This is a genomic window from Streptomyces sp. NPDC005017 (assembly GCF_042873115.1).
Lineage (GTDB): Bacteria > Actinomycetota > Actinomycetes > Streptomycetales > Streptomycetaceae > Streptomyces.
The window spans coordinates 68,809-87,155 of the sequence record NZ_JBIALD010000027.1; the positions used below are offsets into that span (position 1 = coordinate 68,809).

General features: G+C 71.0%; 18 protein-coding genes. 10 read left to right on the forward strand and 8 right to left on the reverse strand.

Going from position 1 to position 18,347, the window contains the following annotated elements; translation table 11 throughout:
* The first annotated feature begins 28 nt into the window (after window positions 1-28).
* The 3 genes from ACFYR0_RS31170 (at window position 29) to ACFYR0_RS31180 (ending at window position 2,988) form a co-directional block, all read left to right on the forward strand.
* A complete protein-coding gene (locus tag ACFYR0_RS31170) occupies window positions 29-739 on the forward strand; it encodes a VIT family protein (protein WP_389335498.1) in 711 nt (236 codons plus the stop codon).
* A 183-nt stretch (window positions 740-922) separates the two neighbouring features.
* A complete protein-coding gene (locus ACFYR0_RS31175) occupies window positions 923-1,828 on the forward strand; it encodes a sterol desaturase family protein (RefSeq protein ID WP_389335501.1) in 906 nt (301 codons plus the stop codon).
* A 116-nt stretch (window positions 1,829-1,944) separates the two neighbouring features.
* Window positions 1,945-2,988, forward strand: a complete 1,044-nt coding sequence (locus tag ACFYR0_RS31180) for a zinc-dependent alcohol dehydrogenase family protein (protein WP_389335504.1) — start codon at window positions 1,945-1,947, stop codon at window positions 2,986-2,988.
* A gap of 30 nt (window positions 2,989-3,018) precedes the next feature.
* On the opposite strand, the gene ACFYR0_RS31185 is transcribed toward ACFYR0_RS31180, so the two are convergent.
* Both ACFYR0_RS31185 and ACFYR0_RS31190 read right to left on the reverse strand, forming a co-directional pair.
* Entirely contained in the window at window positions 3,019-4,029 is a 1,011-nt protein-coding gene (locus ACFYR0_RS31185) for a CopD family protein (RefSeq protein WP_389335507.1), read from the reverse strand.
* A 114-nt stretch (window positions 4,030-4,143) separates the two neighbouring features.
* A complete protein-coding gene (locus ACFYR0_RS31190; protein WP_389335510.1) occupies window positions 4,144-5,670 on the reverse strand; it encodes a S8 family serine peptidase in 1,527 nt (508 codons plus the stop codon).
* Window positions 5,671-6,119: 449 nt separating this feature from the next.
* On the opposite strand from ACFYR0_RS31190, the gene ACFYR0_RS31195 reads away from it, so the two are divergent.
* The 3 genes from ACFYR0_RS31195 to moaA all read left to right on the forward strand — a co-directional run bounded on the left by ACFYR0_RS31195 (window position 6,120) and on the right by moaA (window position 9,227).
* Window positions 6,120-6,476, forward strand: a complete 357-nt coding sequence (locus ACFYR0_RS31195; protein WP_389335513.1) for a DUF485 domain-containing protein — start codon at window positions 6,120-6,122, stop codon at window positions 6,474-6,476.
* On the forward strand, window positions 6,473-8,092 hold the full coding sequence (locus tag ACFYR0_RS31200) for a cation acetate symporter (protein WP_389335516.1): 1,620 nt from the start codon (window positions 6,473-6,475) through the stop codon (window positions 8,090-8,092). Before ACFYR0_RS31195 ends, ACFYR0_RS31200 begins: the two co-directional genes overlap by 4 nt.
* Before the next feature lie 145 nt (window positions 8,093-8,237).
* The gene (gene moaA, locus ACFYR0_RS31205; RefSeq protein ID WP_389335519.1) at window positions 8,238-9,227 is read left to right on the forward strand and encodes a GTP 3',8-cyclase MoaA; all 990 of its coding nucleotides are present in this window, start codon (window positions 8,238-8,240) and stop codon (window positions 9,225-9,227) included.
* Between the two features lie 227 nt (window positions 9,228-9,454).
* On the opposite strand, the gene ACFYR0_RS31210 is transcribed toward moaA, so the two are convergent.
* Window positions 9,455-9,667, reverse strand: coding sequence for a hypothetical protein (locus ACFYR0_RS31210; protein ID WP_389335522.1), 213 nt, complete (start codon window positions 9,665-9,667; stop codon window positions 9,455-9,457).
* A gap of 186 nt (window positions 9,668-9,853) precedes the next feature.
* Window positions 9,854-10,195 (reverse strand): DUF3099 domain-containing protein, encoded by a 342-nt coding sequence (locus ACFYR0_RS31215; RefSeq protein WP_389335525.1) that lies wholly within the window; start codon window positions 10,193-10,195, stop codon window positions 9,854-9,856.
* 243 nt (window positions 10,196-10,438) lie between these two features.
* Between ACFYR0_RS31215 and ACFYR0_RS31220 the strand changes: the two genes are divergently transcribed.
* A complete protein-coding gene (locus tag ACFYR0_RS31220) occupies window positions 10,439-10,720 on the forward strand; it encodes a GlsB/YeaQ/YmgE family stress response membrane protein (protein WP_389335528.1) in 282 nt (93 codons plus the stop codon).
* Between the two features lie 273 nt (window positions 10,721-10,993).
* On the opposite strand, the gene tyrS is transcribed toward ACFYR0_RS31220, so the two are convergent.
* The 3 genes from tyrS to ACFYR0_RS31235 form a co-directional block, all read right to left on the reverse strand.
* Window positions 10,994-12,262, reverse strand: coding sequence for a tyrosine--tRNA ligase (gene tyrS / locus ACFYR0_RS31225; protein WP_389335531.1), 1,269 nt, complete (start codon window positions 12,260-12,262; stop codon window positions 10,994-10,996).
* A gap of 58 nt (window positions 12,263-12,320) precedes the next feature.
* Window positions 12,321-13,715 carry a metallopeptidase TldD-related protein gene (locus tag ACFYR0_RS31230; protein WP_389335534.1) on the reverse strand — a complete coding sequence of 465 codons (1,395 nt, stop codon included), beginning with the start codon at window positions 13,713-13,715 and terminating at the stop codon, window positions 12,321-12,323.
* A gap of 82 nt (window positions 13,716-13,797) precedes the next feature.
* A complete protein-coding gene (locus tag ACFYR0_RS31235) occupies window positions 13,798-15,321 on the reverse strand; it encodes a TldD/PmbA family protein (protein ID WP_386379472.1) in 1,524 nt (507 codons plus the stop codon).
* Between the two features lie 249 nt (window positions 15,322-15,570).
* Here ACFYR0_RS31235 and fabG point away from each other — a divergent pair, with 249 nt between their 5' ends.
* The 3 genes from fabG (at window position 15,571) to ACFYR0_RS31250 (ending at window position 17,571) form a co-directional block, all read left to right on the forward strand.
* Entirely contained in the window at window positions 15,571-16,290 is a 720-nt protein-coding gene (gene fabG / locus ACFYR0_RS31240) for a 3-oxoacyl-[acyl-carrier-protein] reductase (RefSeq protein ID WP_389335537.1), read from the forward strand.
* A gap of 5 nt (window positions 16,291-16,295) precedes the next feature.
* Window positions 16,296-17,063 carry an enoyl-ACP reductase FabI gene (gene fabI, locus ACFYR0_RS31245; protein ID WP_386379474.1) on the forward strand — a complete coding sequence of 256 codons (768 nt, stop codon included), beginning with the start codon at window positions 16,296-16,298 and terminating at the stop codon, window positions 17,061-17,063.
* A gap of 166 nt (window positions 17,064-17,229) precedes the next feature.
* The gene (locus ACFYR0_RS31250; RefSeq protein ID WP_389335540.1) at window positions 17,230-17,571 is read left to right on the forward strand and encodes a hypothetical protein; all 342 of its coding nucleotides are present in this window, start codon (window positions 17,230-17,232) and stop codon (window positions 17,569-17,571) included.
* A gap of 81 nt (window positions 17,572-17,652) precedes the next feature.
* On the opposite strand, the gene ACFYR0_RS31255 is transcribed toward ACFYR0_RS31250, so the two are convergent.
* Window positions 17,653-18,345 (reverse strand): FadR/GntR family transcriptional regulator, encoded by a 693-nt coding sequence (locus ACFYR0_RS31255; protein ID WP_389335543.1) that lies wholly within the window; start codon window positions 18,343-18,345, stop codon window positions 17,653-17,655.
* Between the last annotated feature and the right edge of the window lie 2 nt (window positions 18,346-18,347).

Here is an 18,347-nt window from a genome sequence, read left to right on the forward strand (position 1 = left end):
GCGTCCACACGCCTGCCATCCTCCGGGTGTGACGCAACCGACGCACGACGAGGCCCACGGCGGCTCCCTGGGACAACGGCTCAACTGGCTGCGCGCGGCGGTGCTCGGGGCCAACGACGGCATCGTCTCCACGGCCGGACTCGTCGTCGGCGTGGCCGGCGCCACCGACAGCCGCGCCGCGCTGCTCACCGCCGGTCTGTCCGGACTGCTCGCCGGCTCGATGTCGATGGCGGCGGGCGAGTACGTCTCGGTCTCCACCCAGCGCGACTCCGAGAAGGCGGCCCTCGCCGCGGAGGGGCGCGAACTGCGCGAACAGCCCGAGGCCGAGCTCCAGGAACTGACCGACCTGCTGTACGACCGCGGCCTCTCCCGGGACGTGGCCCGGGAGGCCGCCGTGCAGCTGACCGAACGGGACGCCCTGCGCGCCCACGCGCGCGTGGAGCTCGGTATCGACCCGGACGACCTGACCAACCCCTGGCACGCGGCCTGGGCGAGCTTCCTCGCCTTCACCGCCGGAGCGCTGCTGCCGCTGTCCGCCATCGTCCTGCCGCCCGCCGACTGGCGGCTGACCGTCACCGTCCTGTCGGTCCTCGCCGCACTGTGCTGCACCGGCTGGAGCAGCGCCCGCCTCGGCGAGGCGCCCCCGGGGCGCGCGATGGTGCGCAACGTCGTGGGAGGGGCGCTGGCGATGGCCGTCACCTACGCGGCCGGGGCCCTGCTGGGCGCGGCGGGCGTGTGAGCCGGACAGCGGCCGGTGGCGGCTGTGCCGGTGTGCCGGCCTGTCGTGGCCCTCGGCCTGACCGACCGTGGGCAGGGCCCTCGCCCGTCCCGGCCCCCGGCCCACCGGGCAGCCCTTACCCCGGGTAAAACTCCTGGGTAACGACCTCTGGCGGCGGCCCGGCCGTGGCCCTACCGTGCGCTCATGCCGAACCTGCCCGATGTCGTGCTCTGGTCGATCCCCGCCTTCGTGCTGCTCACCGTCGTCGAGATGGTGAGCGTCCGGATCCATCCGGACGAGGACGCGGCGGGCTACGACGCCAAGGACGCCGCGACCAGCGTCACGATGGGACTCGGCAGCCTCTTCTTCGACTTCCTGTGGAAGATCCCGGTCGTCGCCCTCTACACGGCCCTGTACGAACTCACCCCGCTGCGCGTGCCCGTGCTGTGGTGGACCGTGCCGCTGATGCTGCTCGCCCAGGACTTCTTCTATTACTGGTCGCACCGGGGCCATCACGTCATCAGGCTCCTGTGGGCCTGTCACGTCGTCCACCACTCCAGCCGCAGGTTCAACCTCACCACCGCGCTGCGCCAGCCCTGGACCTCCGTGACGAGCTGGCCGTTCTACCTGCCGCTCATCGCGCTCGGCGTGCACCCGGCCGCGCTGGCCTTCTGCTCCTCGGCGAACCTCGTCTACCAGTTCTGGATCCACACCGAGCGGATCGACAGGATGCCCCGCTGGTTCGAGTTCGCCCTCAACACGCCCTCCCACCACCGGGTGCACCACGCCTCCCAGGGCGGCTACCTGGACCGCAACTACGGCGGCATCCTCATCGTCTGGGACCGGCTGTTCGATTCCTTCGCGGCCGAGACCGAACGCCCTGTGTACGGACTGACGAAGAACATCAGCACCCACAACCCGCTGAGGGTCGCCACCCACGAGTACGTCTCCATCGCCAGGGACCTGAGGGCGGCGACCGGCTGGCGCGAGCGCGCCGGGCGCGTCCTGCGGGGGCCGGGCTGGCAGCCCACGCCCGTGCCTTCCCCCGTGCCCGAGACCGTTTCCGGGGCCGTCCCCGCCCAGGGCCAGGCCCCTCCGGTGAGTCGGTGACCGTGTGTGGCCAGAGGCACCCTCGGCGCGCGTGCGACCGCGCCCACGGCGTACGGTGAGGTGCGCTCCGCCACCCTGTGAGCGCACCCCCGCAGCCGAGCAGAAAGACCTTCGCCATGCGCGCGACCACCATCCACGCCCCGTACGACATGCGCGTGGAGGACGTGCCCGAGCCCGTGGTGCGGCAGCCCACCGACGCCGTCGTGCGGGTCCTGCGCGCGTGCATCTGCGGCAGCGACCTGTGGGCCTACCGCGGTGAGGCGGCCCGGCAGCCGGGGCAGCGGATCGGACACGAGTTCCTCGGCGTGGTCGAGGAGACCGGTTCCGAGGTGACCGGTGTGCGCCGCGGCGACCTGGTCGTCGCGCCCTTCATGTGGTCCGACGGCACCTGCGACTACTGCCGCGAGGGCCTGACCACCTCCTGTGTGCACGGCGGCTTCTGGGGCTCGGTCGGCTTCGACGGCGGCCAGGGCGAGGCCGTGCGCGTGCCGCACGCCGACGGCACGCTCGTCGGGCTGCCCAAGGAGGCGGCCTCCGACGAGCACCTGCTGTCCGCGCTGCTGACCCTGTCGGACGTCATGGGCACCGGCCACCACGCCGCCCTCGGCGCGGGCGCCCGGCCCGGCGTCACCGTGGCGGTCGTCGGCGACGGCGCGGTCGGCCTGTGCGCGGTGCTCGCCGCCAAGCGGCTCGGCGCCGAGCGGATCATCGCCCTCGGCCGGCACCAGGTCCGTACCGACATCGCGCGCCGCTTCGGTGCCACGGACGTCGTCGCCGAGCGCGGCGAGGCCGCCGTGGAGGCCGTGCGTGAACTCACCCGGGGCCAGGGCGCGCACGCCGTCGTCGAGGCCGTGGGCACCGAGCAGTCGATGAGCACGGCGGTGAACATCACCCGCGACGGCGGCGCCGTCGGCTTCGTCGGCGTGCCGCACGGCAGCGGCACCGGCCTGGACCTCGGCGTCATGTTCGACCGGAACATCGCCCTGCGCGGCGGTGTCGCCCCGGTCCGCGCCTACATCCCCGAGCTGCTGCCGGACATCCTGGCCGGCACCATCGACCCCTCGCCCGTCTTCGACATGACGGTCGGTCTGGAAGGCGTCCCCGACGGCTACAAGGCGATGGACGAGCGCACCGCCCTCAAGGTCCTGGTCACCACCTGACCCCTGGCCGGCCGGGCCGACGCCCGGCCCTCACCAGCGGATCGGCACCGGCAGCGCCGTGAGCAGCCCCGACACCGCGACCACCACGCCCAGCGCGACGACCTCCGCCCGCGCGGGGGAGCAGGCGGTCAGCGGGTCGGCCGCCCGGCGCAGCCGGAACCGCGCCCACAGCGCCAGGCCGGCGACGGCGGCCACGAGCAGCACCTTCGCCAGCAGGGTGCGCCCGTAGGCCGTCGTCGTCAGCTGCTCCAGAACCGTTTCCGCAGGCATCCGGCGCAGCGTGCTGAGCAGCCCGGTCGCGGTCACGCCGGCCAGCAGCAGCACGGCCACGCGCGCGTAGAGCCCCAGCACCGCGGCGCCCGCCGCCTCCCGCGCGCCCCACAGCCGCAGCAGCCGCAGCGCGTAGGCCAGCCCGCCCACCCACAGGGAGGCGCAGGTCAGATGGACGAGCGTCAGGGCCGAACCGGCCAGGGGAGTGTGCTCGGTGACCGGGTGCGCGCGCAGCGCCTCCGCGACCACCACCGCGGCCAGCGGCCACACCTGCCGGCCGGGCCGCCGCGACAGGGCGCACAGCCCGGCCACCGCGAACGCGTTGACCTCCAGCAGCGCCAGCTTGCCGTCCCGGGACGCGTACAGTCCGCCCACGTCGATGTCCGCCGGACCGCTCGGCACGAGGTTGCCGGTGGCCACCAGCGAGGCCAGTCCCAGGGCGGCCACGAACCCGGCCGCCGCCGCGAGGGGCGCGGCGCTGCGCGGCCGTACGGCCGGGGCGCCCGGCACCCGGCGGGCCAGCCGGTCCACGAACAGCTCGCCCAGCGGCACGGCCAGCGCGGCGAACAGCACGGTGCGCAGCAGTCCGACGCCCCCGACGCCGGGGGCGGCGGCCTCACCGGTGCCGCGCAGCGCGGTGGCGGGCCCCAGCAAGGGCACCAGCGCGCCCAGGGCCACCAGGATGAGCACGGCGACGGCCCGGCCCGTACCGGTGCGCCGCTCGGGGCCGTTCGTGTCCGCCGTGTCGCCGGGAGGCCGTGTCAATGTCACCTCAGGATCTTCACCAGCCGTGGCGGGCCGGGCAAGTCAAGGGAAACATCCGGTGCGACGGCGCGGGGCCGGACGGGAGATCCCGTCCGGCCCCGCGAGGGAGAGACCGTTTCCCTACTTCGTCACCGCGTCCAGCGCGTTGACGATGCCGAAGCCGTAGAAGCCGTTGTACTGCGGCCCGCCGACGCAGGTGGCGTCCTGCGTGCCGTCGCCGTCCTGGTCGTAGGACTCGGGGCAGCCCGGGTTGTCGGCCTGCGCCTTGAGCATGGCCTGGAGGGCCATCGGGGTCGCCCACGGGTGCTTCGACTTCAGCAGCGCGGCGACGGCCGAGGCGTGCGGCGAGGCCATCGAGGTGCCCTGGAGGAAGCCGTACTCGCCGTTCGGCATGGTCGACAGGATGCGCCCGTTCTTCGACGGGGTGTCCGGGATCTGGTACTTCCGGTCACCTCCCGGCGCGGCCACGTCCACGACGCCCATACCGAAGGAGGAGTAGTACGACTTGAGGTTCTGCACGCCGGTCGCGCTCACCGTGACGACGCCCGGCAGCTGGGTCGGCACGTCGTAGCAGGTGTGCGGGTCGATGGTGCGCTCGACCGGGGTGGTGTCGTTGGGGCTGGTGTCGTCCAGGATCGCGTCGGCGTCCAGGTCGTGGGCGGAGTTGCCCGCCGAGGCCAGGCTCAGCGTGCCCTTGCTCATGGCGTACTTCTGGGCCCGGTTGACCGCGTCGACGATGGCCTTCTGGTCCGGGTCGTCCATGCAGTTGTACAGCCACGGGTCGACGTAGTAGCTGTTGTTGGTGATCTCCACGCCGCGGTCGGCGGCGAACACGAACGCGCAGACCACGCTCTCCGCGTAGAAGAGGCCGCTGACACGGTCGGTGACGTTGATGGCCGACACCTTCACACCCGGCGCGACACCGGCGACGCCGACACCGTTGCGCGCGGCGGCTATCTCACCGGCCACGTGGGTGCCGTGGTAGTCCTGCGGGGTGTACGGGCGCCACGCGCCCTCGCTGGTGTCCGCCACGCCGCCGTTGCAGTTGGCGGACTGCGAGCGGGAGAAGTTCGGGGCGAGGTCGGGGTGGGTGTCGTCGACGCCGGTGTCGATGACCGCGACCGTGACCTTCGAGCTGCCCGGGTTGATGGCGGCCGCCTTGTCGGCGCCTATCGCGCGCAGGTCCCACTGGTCGGCCTCGAGAGGCTCGCTGCCCGGCGTCGCCGCGGCCTCGACCTTCTCGGCCTCCTCGGCGGTCAGGTAGTCGACAGCGCCCTCGTCGGTGGTGCCCGCGGGCGTCAGCGGCGCCGTACGCGTGGCGCCGGCCGACTGCACGCCGTGGGCCGTGCGTATCTGCCGGCCGAAGTCCGGGTTCGACGAGTGGACGACGATCACACCGATCTTGTCGTACGTGATCACGACGGAGCCGCCCGCCGCGGCGATCGCCTTCTTCACCGACTCGATGGTGCGGCGGTCCGACTTCGTGTTGACGACGTAGGACAGCTGCGGGCCGTCCTGCGCCTGGACCACGGACTCCGCGGCCGGAGCCGCCGAGGCGGCGGCGGGCAGGAAGCCGAGCGAGGCGGTCAGCGACAACACGACGGGCACGGCCAGGGCGAGTCGGCGTCTGGAAGGCAGATGAGCCATGGGGTCTCCACATCATCCTGAAACGGAACCTGCCCGAGACACAGGTCGCTCTCGGGCAGGTACATGACGGGGGTGGTGCAGGCCCGAAGCTATCCCCCGAACTCCGCGGCCATCAACGCTCTTGGGCCCATCACCCGAGGTACGAGGGTTTTCCCTCGGCCCGTCGGACGAGCACCCGCGCTGTCCCCCGGACGGCCGCGCGGAACCGGCTTCGGAAAGACGGACACCGGGTTGAACCGCACCGTGCGCGGCGCCGTGACGTTGGGCAGGGCGCACGAGGACGTTCGTGCCCCTGCCGGATCGCCGCCGGGAGCACAACCGTCACCACCCGGCGAGGTGATCCACGTCACTGTGAGGTCAGAGCCGTCATGTCCGTCGTACCCGACCCGTCCCCCACCCCCGACCGTCCCCCCTCCCCCGTCACCACCGCCACTTCGCGAGGAGGCTCCGTGGCCACCGAGACACCGCCCGGCGCGAACACAGACCGCCGACTCCCCTCCGCCGAGGAGTTCGTCCAGGTGCAGCAGAGCGCGGAGTTCGGCGAACTGCGCCGCTCCTACCGCTCCTTCGCCTTCCCGCTCACCATCGCCTTCATCGCCTGGTACCTGCTGTACGTCCTGCTGTCGAACTACGCGGGCGGTTTCATGGGCACCAAGCTCCTCGGCAACGTCAACGTGGCCTTCGTGCTGGGCCTCGCACAGTTCGTCACCACGTTCCTCATCGCCTGGTGGTACTCGCGGCACGCCGCCGAGAAGCTCGACCCCAAGGCCGAGGCCATCAAGTCCCGGATGGAGGGCGGCGCATGAGCCCCGCGATCACCCTGGCCGCCAACGAGGCCAGCGAGCACCGGCCGCTGATCATCACCCTGTTCGGCCTGTTCGTGGTGGCCACCCTGGTCATCACCGTCTGGGCGGGCCGGCAGACCAAGGACGCCGCCGACTTCTACGCCGGCGGCCGCCAGTTCAGCGCCTTCCAGAACGGCCTCGCCGTCTCCGGCGACTACATGTCCGCCGCGTCCTTCCTCGGCATCGCCGGCGCCATCGCCCTCTTCGGCTACGACGGCTTCCTCTACTCCATCGGCTTCCTGGTCGCCTGGCTGGTGGCCCTGCTGCTGGTCGCCGAACCGCTGCGCAACTCCGGCCGCTACACCATGGGCGACGTCCTCGCGTACCGCATGCGCCAGCGCCCGGTGCGCACCGCGGCGGGCACCTCCACCATCGTCGTCTCGATCTTCTACCTGCTGGCCCAGATGGCGGGCGCGGGCGTCCTCGTCTCCCTGCTCCTCGGCATCACCTCCGACGCCGGCAAGATCCTGATCGTCGCCCTCGTCGGCGTCCTGATGATCGTCTACGTCTCCATCGGCGGGATGAAGGGCACCACCTGGGTCCAGATGGTGAAGGCCGTGCTGCTCATCGGCGGCACGCTCCTCATCACGTTCCTGGTGCTGCTGAAGTTCAACTTCAACATCTCCGATCTGCTCGGCTCCGCCGCCGAGAACAGCGGCAAGGGCGCCGCCTTCCTGGAGCCCGGCCTCCAGTACGGCGCCACCGGCACGTCCAAGCTGGACTTCATCTCCCTCGGCGTCGCCCTGGTCCTCGGCACCGCGGGACTGCCGCACATCCTGATCCGCTTCTACACGGTGCCCAACGCCAAGGCCGCCCGGAAGTCCGTGAACTGGGCCATCGGCATCATCGGCGGCTTCTACCTGATGACCATCGCCCTCGGCTTCGGCGCCGCCGCGCTGATCTCCCAGGAAGAGATCATCGCCTCCAACCCGTCCGGGAACACCGCCGCCCCGCTGCTCGCCCTGCACCTCGGCGGCGTCGACTCGGCCTGGGGCGCGGTGCTGCTCGCCACCATCTCGGCGGTGGCCTTCGCGACGATCCTCGCCGTGGTCGCGGGCCTCACCCTGGCCTCGTCCTCGTCGTTCGCCCACGACATCTACGCGAACGTCATCAAGAAGGGCAACGCCACCGAGAAGCAGGAGGTCCGGGCCGCCCGCCTGGCCACCATCGGCATCGGCGCGGTCTCCATCCTCCTGGGCGCCCTCGCCCGCGACCTGAACGTGGCCGGCCTGGTCGCGCTGGCCTTCGCGGTCGCCGCCTCGGCGAACCTGCCGACCATCCTCTACAGCCTGTTCTGGAAGAGGTTCACCACCCAGGGCGCCCTGTGGTCGATCTACGGCGGCCTGATCGTCGCCGTCGGCCTGGTGCTGTTCTCGCCCGTCGTCTCCGGCGACCCGAAGGCGATGTTCCCGGACGTCGACTTCCACTGGTTCCCGCTGAAGAACCCGGGCATCATCTCCATCCCGTTCGGCTTCCTGATGGGCTGGCTGGGCACCGTCCTGTCCAAGGAGAAGGCGGACTCCGACAAGTACGCCGAACTCGAGGTCAGGTCCCTGACCGGCACCGGAGCGCACTGAGCGCACCCGAGGACGAGGCCGCGTCGTAGGGTCCTACGACGCGGCCTCGTCCTGCCTGGTGGATCAGGGCGGTGTCGTTGTCGGTGCCGTCACGTAGGCTCACTGGTGACGGAAGACGTGCGAAGGCGGTACGGGAGGGGGCCACGTGCTCATCGACACCTTCGGCCGGGTGGCCACGGACCTCAGGGTCTCGCTCACCGACCGGTGCAACCTCCGGTGCACCTACTGCATGCCCGAGGAGGGCCTGCAGTGGCTGGCCAAGCCCGACCTGCTCACCGACGACGAGATCGTGCGTCTGATCGACATCGCGGTACGGGATCTGGGCATCGAGGAGGTCCGGTTCACCGGCGGAGAGCCCCTGCTGCGTCCCGGCCTGGTCGGCATCGTCGAGCGCATCGCCGCCCTGGACCCGCGTCCCCGGATGTCCCTGACCACCAACGGCATAGGTCTCCGGCGTACGGCGGCCGCCCTGAAGGCCGCGGGCCTGGACCGGGTCAACGTCTCCCTCGACACCCTGCGCCCCGACGTCTTCAAGACCCTCACCCGCCGTGACCGCCACAAGGACGTCCTCGAAGGCCTCGAGGCCGCCCGCGAGGCCGGCCTCACCCCGGTCAAGGTCAACACGGTCCTGATGCCCGGGCTGAACGACAACGAGGCCCCGGACCTCCTGGCCTGGGCCATCGAGCACGACTACGAACTGCGCTTCATCGAGCAGATGCCCCTGGACGCCCAGCACGGCTGGAAGCGCGAGGGCATGGTCACCGCCGGTGACATCCTGACCTCCCTGCGCACCCGCTTCGACCTCACCCCGGAAGGCTCCGCCGAGCGCGGCTCCGCCCCCGCGGAACGCTGGCTGGTCGACGGCGGCCCGCACCGCGTCGGCGTCATCGCCTCGGTGACCCGCCCCTTCTGTTCTGCCTGCGACCGTACCCGCCTCACCGCCGACGGCCAGGTCCGCACCTGCCTCTTCGCCACCGAGGAGACGGACCTCCGCGCCGCCCTGCGCTCGGACGCCCCCGACGACCGGATCGCCCACATCTGGCGCCAGGCCATGTGGGGCAAGAAGGCGGGCGCAGGCCTGGACGACCCCACCTTCGTCCAACCCGACAGACCCATGTCAGCAATCGGCGGCTGACACGGTCCTGGGGGCGAGTTCTCTTGGGGGCGCGGGGAATGGCGTGTCTCTGAGGGGCGCGAGGAACTGCGCGCTTCTCAGGGGCGCGAGGAACGGCGAAATCTTTGAGGGGGCGCGAGGAACGGCGCAGTCTTTAAAGGGGCGCGGGAAACGGCGCAGTCTTCAAGGGCGCGGGGAACTACGCGAACAGCCACAGCCGACGGGAACGCCGAAGAACACCCCGCACCCTACGGCGCAGCCTCTTCCCACTCCGTCAACAACACAACGTCCTTCAAGAACCCTCGAACCCCCAGAAACTGCGACAGATGCTCACGATGCTCCTCGCACGCGAGCCACGTCTTCCGCCGCTCAGGCACATGCAGCTTGGGATTGTTCCACGCCAACACCCACACCGCCGCGCCCCGGCAGCCCTTCGCCGAACAGATCGGAATGTCACTCACAGCTTCGTCTCACAACCGCAACGGAAAAGGCGACGCCGAGCAGCCACGGGGGGAGCTGCCCGGCGTCGGTCTGTCGCTCCGACGGGGGATGCGGAGCGCGTGTGCAGTATGCCATGGGTCACCCTTCGCGGGGCACCGGAACAACACGATTGCTTCAGGCCGTTCACAGTCGCCGCACAGCCCCGCTCAAGCCCTATCGGTGGGCTCGTCGTCGTCCTGCCGAGGCGGCGTGATCATCGGCGGCGACGGTGTGCTGACGAACGTCGAGGGCAGCCCGGGCGCGTTCTCCCGCCCGGCGTTGGCGATCACCACCGCGATGTACGGCAGGACCAGCCCGAGCACCAGCGCCACGATCGCGACATGCCGCTCCACGTTCCACAGCACCGCGGCCAGGACCACCGACACCGTGCGCACGCTCATGGAGATGACGTACCGGCGCTGCCGGGCGCGGACGTCGTCCTGAAGTCCCTGCCGGGCTCCGGTGATCCGGAAAACCTGGGCGTCACCGCCGCTGTGCCGCATCCGCATCGCTGTTCACCATCCGCCCGCATCGGATCCACCCGGCCCGTGCCCGCTCCGCTCCGGCAGAGCCCGGGTCCGGACAGACTCCACGTTACGCCGCGGCTGCGCCGCATTCGAGACCGGGTCACCCCACAGCCTGCACGAACGCGCCTCGCCCCCGGCCCGTACACCCGAGGCCGACATGCGACGTACCTCGACCGCGCCCAGACTGAGGGGAGTGCTCACGAGGAGCCACAGGAGGAGGCGATCATGGGCTGGTTGTGGGCGATCATCGTGGGGTTCGTACTGGGACTGATCGCCAAGGCGGTCCTGCCCGGCAAACAGCACAGCCCGCTGTGGCTGACCACCATCTTCGGCATGCTCGGCGCGATCGCGGGCAACGCCATGGCCCGCGGCTTCGGAGTGGAGGAGACATCCGGCATCGACTGGACCCGCCACATCTTCCAGCTGATCGCCGCCGTCATCATCGTCGCGGTGGGCGACATGGCCTACATGGCCACCTTCGGCAAACGCAAACAACAACGCGCCTGACCCCAAGAGGGACCGCGAGGAACACCGAGTTTCGAGGGCCGCGGGGAACAGCGCGTTTGTCAGGGGGCGCGGCGAACACCGCGCTGCTTGGGGGCGCGGGGAACTGCGCAGGCTTTGAGGGGCGCGAGGAACGGCGCATCTCTTGGGGGCGCGTGGAACTGCGCGACCGGCCACGACGTACGGAAAGAAGAACGGAAAAGGGGCGCGGGGAACTGCGCGAAACGCCACCACGGGCGCCCAGCCACAGAACCCCGCACCCCACGCCGCGAAGCGCTACGCCCCGGTCACCTCGACCGCGGCCAGATTCTTCTTGCCCCGCCGCAACACCAGCCACCGCCCATGCAGCAGCTCCTCCCGCGCAGGCACCGCGTCCTCCGCCGCGACCTTGACGTTGTTCACGTACGCCCCGCCCTCCTTGACGGTCCGCCGCGCCGCGGACTTGCTCGGCGCGAGCCCCACTTCGGCGAACAGGTCGACGACGGCCGCCAGCTCGGACACCTTCGCGTGCGGCACCTCGGACAGCGCCGCGGCCAGCGTCTTCTCGTCGAGCCCGGCCAGCTCACCCTGCCCGAACAGCGCACGCGACGCGGCGACGACCGCCTCGGTCTGCCCGGCACCGTGCACCAGCGTGGTGAGCTCCTCGGCGAGCGCCCGCTGCGCGGCCCGCGCCTGCGGCCGCTCCTCGGTCGACCGCTCCAGCTCCTCGATCTCCTCCCGGGACCGGAAGCTGAAGATCCGCAGGAACTTCGACACATCCCGGTCGTCGGCGTTGAGCCAGAACTGGTAGAAGGCGTACGGCGTCGTCATCTCCGGGTCGAGCCACACCGTGCCCGACTCGGTCTTGCCGAACTTCGTGCCGTCGGCCTTGGTGATCAGCGGCGTGGCCAGCGCGTGCACCGCCGCGTGCGGCTCGACCTTGTGGATCAGGTCGGCGCCCGCGGTGAGGTTGCCCCACTGGTCGCTGCCACCGGTCTGGAGCGTGCAGCCGTGCCGCCGGTACAGCTCCAGGAAGTCCATGCCCTGAAGGATCTGGTAGCTGAATTCGGTGTAGCTGATGCCGGCGTCGGAGTTCAGCCGCCGGGCGACGGCCTCCTTCGCGATCATCTTGTTGACACGGAAGTGCTTGCCGACGTCCCGCAGGAACTCGATGGCCGACATGCCCTGGGTCCAGTCCAGGTTGTTGACCATGGTGGCGGCGTGCGGGCCCTCGAAGTCCAGGAACCGCTCGATCTGGCCGCGCAGCCGGGACACCCAGCCGGCCACCACCTCGGGGTCGTTCAGCGTGCGCTCCGCCGTCGGCTTCGGGTCGCCGATCAGACCCGTGGCGCCCCCGACCAGACCCAGCGGGCGGTTGCCCGCCTGCTGGATCCGGCGCATCGTCAGGATCTGCACGAGGTTGCCCAGGTGCAGGCTGGGCGCGGTCGGGTCGAAGCCGCAATAGAACGTGACGGGGCCGTCCGCGAACGCCTTGCGCAATGCGTCCTCGTCGGTGGAGAGGGCGATCAGCCCGCGCCACTTCAGCTCCTCGACGATGTCCGTCACGGTTCTCGTGTCTCCTCGGATGTTCCTCAGGCGGTCGAGCGACCACCACCCCCTGAGGTTATACGCCCCGGCTGACAGAGCTCATATTGAAATCGGGGACCCGCACCGGAGGCATCGCGGCCCTGGTGAACCAGTCGCTCCACTCCCGGGGCAGCGTGCGCTCGGTACGCCCGGCCTCGGTGACCCGGCCCAGCAGCCCGACCGGTGACTCGTTGAAGCGGAAGTTGTTCACCTCACCGGTCACCTCGCCGTTCTCCACGAGGTAGACACCGTCCCGGGTCAGACCGGTGAGCAGCAGCGACGCCGGGTCGACTTCGCGGATGTACCACAGGCAGGTCAGCAGCAGCCCCCGCTCGGTGCTCGCGATCATCTCCTCCATCGAGCGGTCCTCACCGCCGTCCAGGACGAGGTTGTCGACGGCCGGGGCGAGCGGCAGCCCGGTCAGGGAGGCGGTGAACCGGCTGGTGATCAGGTTCTTCAGCTCGCCTCCCGCCACCCACTCGGTGGGCGCGAGCGGCAGGCCGTTGTCGAACACCGACGCGTCACCGCCGGAGGAGTGCGCGAGCACGAACGGCAGCGACTCCAGACCGGGCTCGTTCGGGTCGCTGCGCAGGGTCAGCGGCAGATCCGTCAGCTTCTCGCCGATCCGGGTGCCGCCGCCCGGCTTGGAGAACACCGTGCGGCCCTCGGCGGCGTCCCGGCCGGACGCCGACCACATCTGGTAGATCAGCAGGTCAGCGACCGCGGTCGGCGGCAGCAGCGTCTCGTACCGGCCCGCCGGCAGCTCGATCCGCCGCTCCGCCCAGCCGAGCCGCACCGCGAGCTCCGCGTCCAGCGCGGCCGGGTCGACGTCCTTGAAGTCGCGCGTGGAGCGGCCCGCCCAGGCCGAGCGGGTCCGGTCGGGCGACTTCGCGTTCAGCTCCAGCGTGCCGTTGGGCTGGTCGTGCCGCAGCCGCAGACCCGTGGACGTACCGACATAGCTGGTCGTCATCTCGTGGTTGGCGAAGCCGTACAGCTCACGGCCGCCCGCCCGTGCGTGGGCGAAGGCCTCGCCGAGCGCGGGGGCGAAGTCGGCGAACACCGCCGAGGACGTCTCCTCCGGCGCGTCCGTGAAGTCGGGCGCCCCGGCCACGCCGGTGACCAGCGGCTGCGCGTCCTCCGCGGGCGCGGCCCCGCGCGCGGCGGCCTCGGCGGCGCGCACCAGCGGCTCCAGCTCGTCCGCGGTCACCGCCGAACGCGACACCACACCGGAGGCGGTGCCCTCCTTGCCGTCCACGGTCGCGATCACGGTGAGCGTGCGCCCGCGCGTGACACCGTTCGTGGTCAGCGCGTTGCCCGCCCAGCGCAGGTTGGCCGTCGACTGCTCGTCGGCGACGACCACGCACCCGTCCGCGCGGGACAGCTCCAGAGCCCGCTCGACGATCTCGTGCGGCTTGTTCGTACGAGCACTCATCGCCCGGCCTCCTGCGTCGTGTTCAGGCTGTGCTTGCCCGGGTGACGGCCCCCGGACCCCCGGCAGATCCCGATGAAGCCGCTCACTTGCCCGCCTCCTGCGTCGTGTTGAGAATGTTGACGCCCCGGAACAGGGCGGACGGGCAGCCGTGGGACACGGCGGCGACCTGGCCGGGCTGGGCCTTGCCGCAGTTGAAGGCGCCGCCCAGGACGTAGGTCTGCGGGCCGCCGACGGCCGTCATGGAGCCCCAGAAGTCCGTGGTGGTGGCCTGGTAGGCGACGTCCTTGAGCTGGCCGGTGATCCGGCCGTTCTCGATCCGGAAGAAGCGCTGTCCGGTGAACTGGAAGTTGTAGCGCTGCATGTCGATCGACCAGGACCGGTCCCCGACGACGTAGATGCCCCGGTCGACCCCGCCGATCAGGTCCTCGGTCGACAGCCCGGCCGGGTCCGGCCGCAGCGAGACGTTGGCCATGCGCTGCACCGGCACATGGCCGGGGGAGTCGGCGAAGGCGCACCCGTTGGACCGCCCGAGACCGGTCAGCTTCGCGATCCGGCGGTCCAGCTGGTAGCCGACCAGCGTGCCGTCCTTCACCAGGTCCCAGGACTGCGACCGGACACCCTCGTCGTCGTAGCCGATGGTCGCCAGGCCGTGCTCGGCGGTGCGGTCGCCGGTGACGTTCATCAGGTCCGAGCCGTAGCGCAGCTTGCCGAGCTGGTCGAAGGTGGCGAAGGAGGTGCCGGCGTACGCGGCCTCGTAGCCGAGCGCCCGGTCCAGCTCGGTGGCGTGCCCGATGGACTCGTGGATGGTCAGCCACAGATTGGACGGGTCCACGACCAGGTCGTACAGCCCCGCCTCAACGCTCGGCGCGCGCATCTTCTCGGCGAGCAGCTCGGGGATCTGCTCCAGTTCCCCGTCCCAGTCCCAGCCGGTGCCGGTCAGGTACTCCCAGCCGCGTCCGACCGGCGGCGCGATGGTGCGCATGGAGTCGAACTCGCCGCTGGACTCGTCCACCGACACCGCGTTGAGCTGCGGGTGCAGCCGGACGCGCTGCTGGGTGGTCACCGTCCCGGCCGTATCGGCGTAGAACTTGTTCTCGTGCACGGTGAGCAACGAGGCGTCGACATGGTCGACCCCCTGCGCGGCCAGCAGCCGGTTGCTCCACTCCGCCAGCAGCGCCGACTTCTCCTCGTCGGGCACCGTGAACGGGTCGATCTCGTACGACGACACCCAGGTCTTCTCGGAGTGCACCGGCTCGTCGGCCAGCTCCACCCGCTCGTCCGACCCGGCCGCCCTGATCACCTGCGCGGACAGTTTGGCCATCGCCACCGCCTGCGCCGCGACCCGTGCCGCCGCGTCCATCGTCAGGTCGACACCCGAGGCGAACCCCCAGGTACCGCCGTGCACGACCCGTACCGCGTATCCCAGGTCGGTGACGTCCGAGGTGCCGGCCGGCTTGGCGTCCCTCAGCCGCCAGGACGCGCTGCGCACCCGCTCGAACCGGAAATCGGCGTGCTCGGCACCCAGGGCACGCGCGCGTGCGAGCGCGGCGTCGGCCAGAGCGCGTAGAGGGAGTGCCGTGAACGACTCGTCAATGCTATGAGGCACCGGCGTCTCTTTCTGTCGGATCGGTAGGGAAGCAGCGGAGGCGTCTCCGATCATGGCGCCCATCCCGCGTGCGGACCACATGTTTCGGGCCTGAGTCGGCCGGAATCTGTAGAGACCCGACAGACCGGCCCCCGCGCCACTGTGGATGCCCGAATGCCCGCGGCGGCGGGACGCCAGATAGGTTTTCGGTGAAGCCGCCTGTCATCCAGGTGTTCGGGCGGGCAGGACCGCTATCGAAAGGGTGATCCGTTGAGCCGCTCGGTTCTCGTCACCGGAGGCAACCGGGGCATCGGCCTCGCCATCGCCCGTGCATTCGCCGACGCCGGCGACAAGGTCGCCATCACGTACCGCTCGGGTGAGCCGCCGGCCGCCCTGACGGACCTGGGCTGCCTCGCCGTCAAGTGCGACATCACCGATCCCGAGCAGGTGGAGCAGGCCTACAAGGAGATCGAGGACAGCCACGGTCCCGTCGAGGTGCTCGTCGCCAACGCCGGCGTCACCAAGGACCAGCTGCTGATGCGCATGTCCGAGGAGGACTTCACCTCGGTCGTCGACACCAACCTCACCGGCACCTTCCGGGTCGTCAAGCGCGCCAACCGTGGCATGCTCCGCGCCAAGAAGGGCCGCGTGGTCCTGATCTCGTCCGTCGTCGGCCTGCTCGGCTCCGCCGGGCAGGCGAACTACGCCGCCTCCAAGGCCGGCCTGGTCGGCTTCGCGCGTTCCCTGGCCCGTGAGCTGGGCTCGCGCAACATCACCTTCAACGTCGTCGCGCCCGGCTTCGTCGACACCGACATGACCAAGGTGCTCACCGACGAGCAGCGCGCGAACATCGTGTCGCAGGTCCCGCTCGGCCGTTACGCGCAGCCGGAGGAGATCGCCGCGGCAGTGCGGTTCCTCGCCTCCGACGACGCCTCGTACATCACTGGAGCCGTCATCCCCGTTGACGGCGGACTGGGAATGGGTCACTGATCACCATGAGCGGAATTCTCGAGGGCAAGCGCGTCCTGATCTCCGGTGTGCTGATGGAGTCCTCCATCGCCTTCCACGCCGCCAAGCTGGCCCAGGAGCAGGGTGCCGAGATCATCCTGACCGCGTTCCCGCGGCCCACGCTGACCGAGCGCATCGCCAAGAAGCTCCCCAAGCCCACCAAGGTCATCGAGCTCGACGTCACCAACGACGAGCACCTGGGCCGCCTGGCCGACCTGGTCGGCGAGGAGCTCGGCGGCCTCGACGGCGTCGTGCACTCCATCGGCTTCGCCCCGCAGGACGCGCTCGGCGGCAACTTCCTCAACACGCCGTTCGAGTCGGTCGCCACGGCCATGCACGTCTCGGCGTACTCCCTGAAGTCGCTGACCATGGCCTGCCTGCCGCTGATGCAGAACGGCGGCTCGGTCGTCGGCCTCACCTTCGACGCGCAGTTCGCGTGGCCGCAGTACGACTGGATGGGCCCGGCCAAGGCCGCCCTGGAGGCCACCAGCCGCTACATCGCCCGTGACCTGGGCAAGCAGAACATCCGCTGCAACCTGATCTCCGCGGGCCCGCTCGGCTCCATGGCCGCCAAGTCCATCCCGGGCTTCGGCGAGCTGGCCTCCGTGTGGGACACCCGCTCCCCGCTGGAGTGGGACCTGAAGGACCCCGACCCGGCCGGCCGCGGCATCGTCGCGCTGCTGAGCGACTGGTTCCCGAAGACCACGGGCGAGATCATCCACGTCGACGGCGGTCTGCACGCCATCGGCGCCTGACCTCCGGTTCCACGCTCCCGACGCCCCGTTCCCCGCCCCGCGCGGGGTGCGGGGCGTCCCCCGTTCGGCCCATCCGACCGGGCGCCGAGGAGGGACGGCTGGGCAGTCTGGATGAAGCGTTCACCGCGTGATTCCCCTCCCCAGCCCGGTCGAGGAGGTCCCCCTTGTGCGCCTGTCCAGAAGCCTGGCCCCAGTGACCCTCGCCCTCGCTCTCGCCTTCTGCACCCCGTACGAGGCGTCGCCCCACGCGCGCGTGGCCGAGGAGAGTCCGTCGTCGCCTTTCGAGGCCGAGTGCCGTACCGACGTCAGCGGTTCCCATGTGGTGGCTCACTGCCACAACCCCTACCCGGGCGTCGACCGGGTGCGGCTGCACATCGAGTGCGACCGCTGGTGGGATCTCGACACCGACAGCGCGCCCGTCGACGCGGGCCCGGCGGTGACCGTACGGCTCGCCGGCAGGTGCTGGAAGGAGGTGCGCTCGGCGTGGATCAGTCATCAGCGGGGCTGAGCCGGGCAGGGCGGGCCGCGCCCGGCTCAGCCCCGCTCCCCGCGGCTTCCTCCGGTGGCCCGGCTTCCTCGGGCGGCCCGCTCAGCCCTGGGCGCCGGGGGCTTCCGTGAGCGGGCGGCAGCCGAGCGGGTAGCTCTCCGCCTCCGCGGCGGCCGTCTCCGCGTCCCCCGCGCGGATCGCGTCCATCAGCCGGGTGTGGTCCATGTACGTCTCCGGCGTCAGCTCCTCGCCCACGTCGTCGCGCAGCCAGTCCCGCAGCACCTCGCCGAGGTCGGCGTACATCGCCGTCATGACGTCGTTGTGCGAGGCCGCCACGACGGCCAGGTGGAAGGTGGCGTCCGCGGTGACGAAGGCTTCCTTGTCCCCGGACTCCCAAGCCTCCTCACGGCGCCGCAGCAGCGTCTCCAGCTGCTTCAGGTCGCGCTCGGTGCGCCGCTCGGCGGCCCGCTTCGCCGCGCTCGACTCCAGCGTGGCCCGCAGTTCGGCGATGTGCCGGGGGTCGGCGCCGGCGAAGCGTCGGTGCATGACCCCGGCCAGCTCGCTGGTGGCCGCCACGTAGGTGCCCGAACCCTGGCGGATGTCCAGCAGGCCGTTGTGCGCGAGCGCCCGCACGGCCTCGCGGACGGTGTTGCGGGCCACCCCTAGCTGCTCGACCAGCTCGGGTTCGGTGGGGATGCGGGAGCCGACCGGCCACTCGCCCGAGGTGATCTGGTGGCGCAGCGCGGCGATGACCTGCTCGGACAGGGCCGAGCGGCGGGGATGGCTCAGGGGCATGA